Source organism: Flavobacterium sp. UBA4854 (genome assembly GCF_002399805.1).
In the GTDB taxonomy this organism is placed as follows: Bacteria; Bacteroidota; Bacteroidia; order Flavobacteriales; family Flavobacteriaceae; genus Flavobacterium; species Flavobacterium ginsengisoli.
The window spans coordinates 16,953-21,770 of the sequence record NZ_DHEI01000033.1; the positions used below are offsets into that span (position 1 = coordinate 16,953).

General features: G+C 33.7%; 4 protein-coding genes. 3 read left to right on the forward strand and 1 reads right to left on the reverse strand.

The window, feature by feature from the left end:
- The 3 genes from ribF to B3J44_RS04325 all read left to right on the forward strand — a co-directional run.
- On the forward strand, positions 1–669 hold a 669-nt coding region (gene ribF / locus B3J44_RS04315), incomplete at its 5' end, for a riboflavin biosynthesis protein RibF (protein WP_286966050.1).
- Between the two features lie 98 nt (positions 670–767).
- On the forward strand, positions 768–1,205 hold the full coding sequence (locus tag B3J44_RS04320) for a hypothetical protein (protein WP_198855248.1): 438 nt from the start codon (positions 768–770) through the stop codon (positions 1,203–1,205).
- A 138-nt stretch (positions 1,206–1,343) separates the two neighbouring features.
- Positions 1,344–2,210: a cupin-like domain-containing protein gene (locus B3J44_RS04325; RefSeq protein WP_286966051.1), complete on the forward strand. Its 867-nt coding sequence runs from the start codon at positions 1,344–1,346 to the stop codon at positions 2,208–2,210.
- Between the two features lie 49 nt (positions 2,211–2,259).
- Here B3J44_RS04325 and B3J44_RS04330 read toward each other — a convergent pair.
- Positions 2,260–4,818 (reverse strand): T9SS sorting signal type C domain-containing protein (locus B3J44_RS04330; RefSeq protein ID WP_286966052.1); only part of this gene is annotated, 2,559 nt, incomplete at its 5' end.

Below are 4,818 nucleotides of genomic sequence, written 5' to 3' on the forward strand. Positions count from 1 at the left end.
AATGAAAGTTTTTCTAGATTAACGGCTGAAGAATTTGTTCGTACAATTTTGGTAGATAAATTTCAGATTCAAAAAATTATTATCGGACATGATCACCGTTTTGGTCGCAATAGAACTGCAAATATTGATGATTTAATTGCTTTTGGAATTGAATATGGATTTGAAGTAGAGCAAATTTCTGCCGAAGAAATCCAAGATGTCTCTGTTAGTTCAACCAAAATTAGAAAAGCTTTAAATGAAGGAAATATGGCTTTGGCCAACGAATATTTAGGCTACAGCTATTTCTTGAACGGAACTATCGTAAAAGGAAAACAATTGGGACGAACAATTGGATTTCCTACAGCAAACATTCATATTGAAGAAGATTATAAACTGATTCCAAAAATTGGTGTTTATGTAGTAAAAGCTGTGGTGAACAAAGAAACTGTTTATGGAATGATGAACATCGGCTTTAATCCGACTGTTAATGGAGATAAACAAACCATCGAAGTTCATTTATTTAATTTTGACAAAGACATTTACGATCAAAATATTGAAGTCTCTTTATTGCATTATATTCGCGAAGAACAAAAATTTAGTTCATTAGATGCATTAAAAGCACAACTTAATCAGGACAAAATCGATTCTTTGGCTTTTATAAACACTTCTCTAAAGAATCTGACCGTATAGTTTTTACTGTTTTTAAATCATCGTAGTTATTTTTTTAGTAAATTTGATATAACTCTGTTTTTCAAATATTTACTATTAACTTCTAAAAAATAACCACTATGAAACTACCTAAAGAAATTACCAACGGGTTTTTGATTTTCCTCGGAATTGGCATTTATTTTTTATTAATGAATGTGCTAGGTCTAGCAAATTTGTTTTATTTGAGAACACTCAACGTTTTCTTTATCTTCTACGGTGTTAACAGGACAATGCAAATGAACCTTCATGAAGGAGAAACCAATTTTCTATCAAATGCTATTTCTGCAATGACCACTTCTGTAGTTGGTGTATGTATGAGTGTATTTGGATTATTAGTTTATAGTTACGCTCGAGGCGGAGATGCTTACGTAAAAACTTTATCTGAAACTTTTATGTTTGGAGGAAATCCATCAGTACCAACTTATTGTATTTGTCTATTATTTGAAGGAATTGCTTCTTCTGTAATTGTTACTTTAATGATGATGCTAATTTGGGGCAACAAATATGCCGCAGATTAATTTTTTTTAAATCCGCAGATTTAATCATTTCTAATTCGATTAAATCAAAAAATTAGCGAAAAGAGTTCATTTGTCTCAAAAAATATTTTTAAATTGCTTATAGATCAGTGCTATAAGCAATTTTTTTATTTAGTAAAAATGAAGTTAAAACAAATCGAAAGGGTGAAAAAAATCTCGAGAGACGATTTTGTTTCCCAATATGTCAAAAAACAAATTCCTGTTGTTATCGAACAATTGACCGAAGATTGGCCAGCTTACAACAAATGGAAATTATCTTATATGAAAGAAATCGCAGGAGATTCAATCGTTCCTTTATACGATGATAGACCTGTAAATCACGAAGACGGATTCAATGAGGCGCATACCACAATGAAAATGAGTGATTATATCGACTTATTAGAAGAAAAGCCTACCAATTACCGTATTTTTCTTTATAATTTAATGAAAGAAGTGCCTTCGTTAAAAAATGACTTTTTATGGCCCGATATTGGCTTAAAACTTGTCAAGCAGATGCCAATGCTATTTTTTGGAGGAGAAAATTCAAGAGTTTTTATGCATTATGACATTGACTATTCAAATATTCTTCATTTTCATTTTCATGGAGAAAAACAATGCATGATTTTCCCGCCAAACCAGTCAAAATTCATGTATAAAGTGCCTCATGCTTTAATTTCGAGAGAAGATATAGATTTTGATAATCCTGATTACGAAAAATTTCCAGCGCTCAAAAACGTCGAAGGTTATATCACTAATCTAAAACATGGCGAAATGCTTTATATGCCCGAAGGATATTGGCATTATATGAAATACCTAACGCCTGGATTTTCTATGAGTTTGAGGTCATTTCCAAAAAACATTCTCAATTTGTCCAAAGCAGCCTATAATGTTTTTATTATGCGCCATTTTGATATTATGATGCGAAAAATTCAAGGTCAAAAATGGATTGATTATAAAAATGAAAAAGCAATTACCAATACGCACCAAAATTTACGGCGTACTGCTTAATCAAATAAAAAAAAAAGCGGTTGAGATATAAAATTCTCAACCGCTTTTTTTATTTAAATACTATTTTTTTCGTCACTATTTTACCACTATCTAACGTTATTTTAACCAATAGAACTTGCGGACCAGACTGAAAGTTTGTTATCACCCATTCTTTATTTCCGATTTGTTTTTTACGATATAACAATGTCCCGCCCGTATCATAAACAGTAGCTTCTTGAAGATTCTCTTGCTCCGAGAAAGACTCGAGTTTGATGTTTTTATCTTTCACCGAAACAAAAATCTGCTGATCTTGATTTTCGAAATCTTCATTTCCTAATGGTTTTCCTCCATTTGAATTTGTATAACGCAATACAAATCGATCTAGAAAAGTTCCTGGCGCTGATGTAAACGTATAACCGCCAGACCTAAGATTGTAAATAGTGTTTGTCACTTTATCTTGAAGATAAATATCTTGATTTGCCAAATCTCCATCGGCACGATCTATTGCAATTGTAAAATCACCTTCTTCAATGGTTGACTTATATCCTAATGGAATTGTATCTGTAACAGCAAAAGGTAACGCACGCCCTTGAATGGCAAGTTTTTTACCTTCATTAATACTATAAAAATCAACATACGGATTTGCATTCAGTGTAGCTGCATCATAATTAAAATCAAACGAATTTGTTGCTCCTGTTATATATCCAATTAGCAATTGTTTAAAAGCTCCTTGTGTATTTGTAAAATTCAGCCATACACGATGTTTTTCAACAACATCGGTTTTCGCAGATTTGTAAAACTGGCTATTAGAATTAGGTACTCGCATCGAATTTGTAAAAACAGCACTTTGCCCTGTTCTTGCTTTTGCAAAAAATCCCTGTCCTGCAGCAATATAACCATGTAATGGTTCTTGATTTCCTGGTGATGTCGCACCGGTACCACTCAAATTGCCAACTGTAGTATCTCCAGATAAATTATAAATTGCATAATCATCGTTTGAATAAGTAGCAGTATTGCCTCCTGGCACAGCAATTCTAGGAGATGTATTGTGAGTCCAAAAATATAACGTACCGTAAAAATTAGCCGCATTATCGTGAATAAATTGATCTGCATAAATTGCTGAAGGATACGGATTCCCAAAAAAACAATACTTTTCAGCTCTAGCTGGAGGTCCTTGGATTGTTCCATTATTTGGCACTCCAATAAATTCGCCTGTAAAAACACTTGCTGTCACGGTACTGAAAGATTGTGGTCCTCTTATACTGTAGCCTTCTCCAGCATTCATTACCATTGTACCGTACAAATTAGTACCCCATTTAAAATCAGAAGTCCAATATAAATATTTGTCGAAATATGTTTCTGGTGAAAACTCATTCATCGTAATACCTGGATTTCTTGTTACTGGAGAAGACCAATAAGTAAGATCAAATCGTCTTACGGGTGTTTTTCTTCTATAAGTTATAACGCCAACATTAGCTACATCGGCAACTTGAACTAAGCTTGATTTGTCTTCAAAAATTAAAATTCCGTTACCAAGAACAGTCACTTCATTGGTCACAGTTATTGAATTTGTTTCTTCTACAATTAGAGATCCATTGTTTTCAACTGTTAATCTGCTAGCAAAAAAACTTGCATTGGTTCCAGAAATAATAGGATCAATACCTACATCTGGGATATCTACACAATCAGAAGCAATAGGAACTCCTGTCGGTGTCCAATTTGCAGGATTTCCCCAACTGGCATCAGTATTTCCATTCCATACTTTAGTAACAAAAGCATTTATTGTAACAGAGGCTGCTTCAGATTCACAATTTGATGTACTATTTTTCACCTTTACATAGTAAATTCCTGAAGACAAACCGGTAAATATTCCAGTAGTATTACTAAAATCGACTCCGTCAATGCTATAAGTATATCCTGTTCCAGATGCAGGCGAAGTAACCGTTATAATACCCGTATTGTTTACACAGGTAGGTTGCTGTGTTGCTGAAGCTGTTGGTGCAACTGAAACCGAATTCACTGTTAAAGAAACTGCTTGAGTTGCCGGACATCCATTAGATGTTGTAATAGTCATTACACCATTGTAAGTACCTGCTACTGTGTTTGCTGGAACATTCACATTTATAATATCACCCGATCCTGAACTAAAAGGAAATGGTGTTGCTCCTTGATCTGTTAAGGCAATCCAATCGATCTCGTAACTAATTGGGGATCCTGTAGTAGAATTATAACTCAAAGTAGTAGTTTGAGATGATGAACTTTGACAAACAGGAGAAAAGACTCCCCCTGTACTTATTGTTGGAGCATCATAAACTGTTAAAGAAACTGCTTGTGTTATTGAACATCCATTTGAAGTAAAAACTGTCATAATCCCGCTATAAGTTCCTGCAGGAGTATTTAAAGGAACATTAATATTGTTGATATTTCCTCCTCCTGAGTTAAAAGAGAAAGATGTATTTCCTTGATCATTTAATGTCGCCCAGTCTATAGAGTAACTCGTTGGCGAACCTGTTGTTGCAGAATATAATAACGAAGTCACTTGCGCCGATGCACTTTGACAAATTGATGTTAAATTTCCTGATGTAGTAATTGTTGGCTGAGAATTAACCGTAACCGTAAAACTGTTTCC

Excerpts from the sequence above, each read along its gene's own strand:
- B3J44_RS04320 (WP_198855248.1), top strand. The coding sequence starts at position 768 with ATGAAACTACCTAAAGAAATTACCAACGGGTTTTTGATTTTCCTCGGA.
- B3J44_RS04325 (WP_286966051.1), top strand. The coding sequence starts at position 1,344 with ATGAAGTTAAAACAAATCGAAAGGGTGAAAAAAATCTCGAGAGACGAT.